Origin of the sequence: Pseudomonas spartinae (assembly GCF_965197125.1) — a bacterium.
GTDB lineage: Bacteria > Pseudomonadota > Gammaproteobacteria > Pseudomonadales > Pseudomonadaceae > Aquipseudomonas > Aquipseudomonas composti_A.
The window spans coordinates 1-1,677 of the sequence record NZ_CBDAMB010000030.1 but is presented as its reverse complement, the minus strand read 5'-3'; the positions used below and the strand labels follow the sequence as shown (position 1 = coordinate 1,677).

Genomic DNA, 1,677 nt, shown 5'->3' with positions numbered 1-1,677 from the left:
GGCCCAGACTGTGTAAAAACGTTGGCATCGACCTTGCTGTGATTTGATCGATTCAAATCAGCGGGGGGACGTCAATGAAGCGTTTTATCCAGGGAGAGCATCGAGGCCAAAGCTCGCTGCTTCCCGAGAGCCTGGATGACTACGTGGCGGACACCAACCCGGTGCGGGTGGTCGATGTTTTCGTCGATGAACTCGACCTTGGCCAGCTGGGTTTCGACGGCGTCGTCCCGGCTGAAACAGGTCGTCCCGCTTACCATCCTGCCGACCTCCTGAAGATCTACATCTACGGCTATCTCAATCGCATCCAGTCCAGCCGCCGTCTCGAACGTGAGGCTCAGCGCAACGTTGAGTTGATGTGGCTGACCGGACGTTTGATGCCGGACTTCAAGACCATCGCTAACTTCCGCAAAGATAACGGCAAGGCAATCCGCGGTGTCTGTCGGCAGTTCGTGGTGCTGTGCCAGCAGCTTGGCCTGTTCTCTGAAGCGCTGGTGGCCATCGACGGCAGCAAGTTCAAGGCGGTCAACAACCGCGACCGCAATTTCACCAGCGCCAAGCTTCAACGGCGAATGGAGGAGATCGAGTCCAGCATCAATCGCTACCTGAGCGCACTGGATACCGCTGATCGTCAGGAACCTGCCGTGGCGCAGGTCAAAGCCGAACGCCTCCACGACAAGATCGCGACCTTGAAAGCGAAGCTGCAGGAGCTCAAGGAGATCGAGGTTCAGCTCAACGAAATACCGGATAAACAGATCTCCCTGACCGATCCCGATGCTCGTTCGATGAAAACGCGTGGCACCGGAATGGTCGGCTACAACGTGCAGGCAGCGGTCGATGCGAAGCACCACCTGATCGTGACGCACGAGGTCACGAACGACGGAGTCGATCGAGACCAGCTGAGCGCCATGGCCAAGCAGGCGCGAGAGGCCATGGGTGTCGAGGAACTCTCGGCGGTCGCGGACAGAGGGTATTTCAAAGGCGAAGAAATCCTCGCCTGTCATGAGGCTGGAATCACTGTTTTCGTGCCCAAAACGCTGACCTCGGGCGCGACAGCGGCGGGCCGCTTCGGCAAAGGTGATTTCATCTATGACGCAGCAAAGAACGAGTACCGATGCCCTGCTGGGCAAAGCCTGATCTGGCGTTTCTCTAGCGTCGAGAAAGGGCTAAAGCTGCACCGTTACTGGAGTTCACACTGCCAAGGTTGTGCCTTGAAAGAACACTGTACGCCTAGCTCAGAGCGCCGAGTGAGCCGCTGGGAGCATGAAGCAGTACTCGAAGCGATGCAGAGTCGCCTGGATCAAGCGCCCGAGATGATGCGGATCCGCCGTCAGACGGTCGAGCACCCGTTCGGCACGCTGAAGAGCTGGATGGGTGCCACCCATTTCCTCACCAGGACGCTCGACCGGGTGAGTACCGAGATGAGCCTGCATGTGCTCGCCTACAACCTCAAACGCGTGTTGACCATGCTGGGCAGCGGTGCCTTGATGGCAGCGATGAAGGCCTGAGGCCTGATTTACGACTCTTGCCCCCTCTCAACAGGCGCGCCGAAGCCGGAAGTGCCCATACAATCAGAATCACCGATTGCGCCTGATTGAGCCTCCCACGGCCTCCTGGGACTAAGAAAATCACTCAGCAGTTGATCGCCATCGCTTGCTGCGTTTTTACACGGTCTGGGCC

General features: G+C 58.3%; 1 protein-coding gene. It reads left to right on the top strand.

Features of this window, described 5'->3' with window-relative positions; genetic code table 11:
- Positions 1–74 precede the first annotated feature (74 nt).
- A complete protein-coding gene (locus ACN8M7_RS25890) occupies positions 75–1,505 on the top strand; it encodes an IS1182 family transposase (protein ID WP_003123750.1) in 1,431 nt (476 codons plus the stop codon).
- Positions 1,506–1,677: the final 172 nt, after the last annotated feature.

What these genes read in the sequence shown, in the direction of transcription:
- ACN8M7_RS25890 (WP_003123750.1), top strand. Translation starts at nt 75, where the DNA reads ATGAAGCGTTTTATCCAGGGAGAGCATCGAGGCCAAAGCTCGCTGCTT.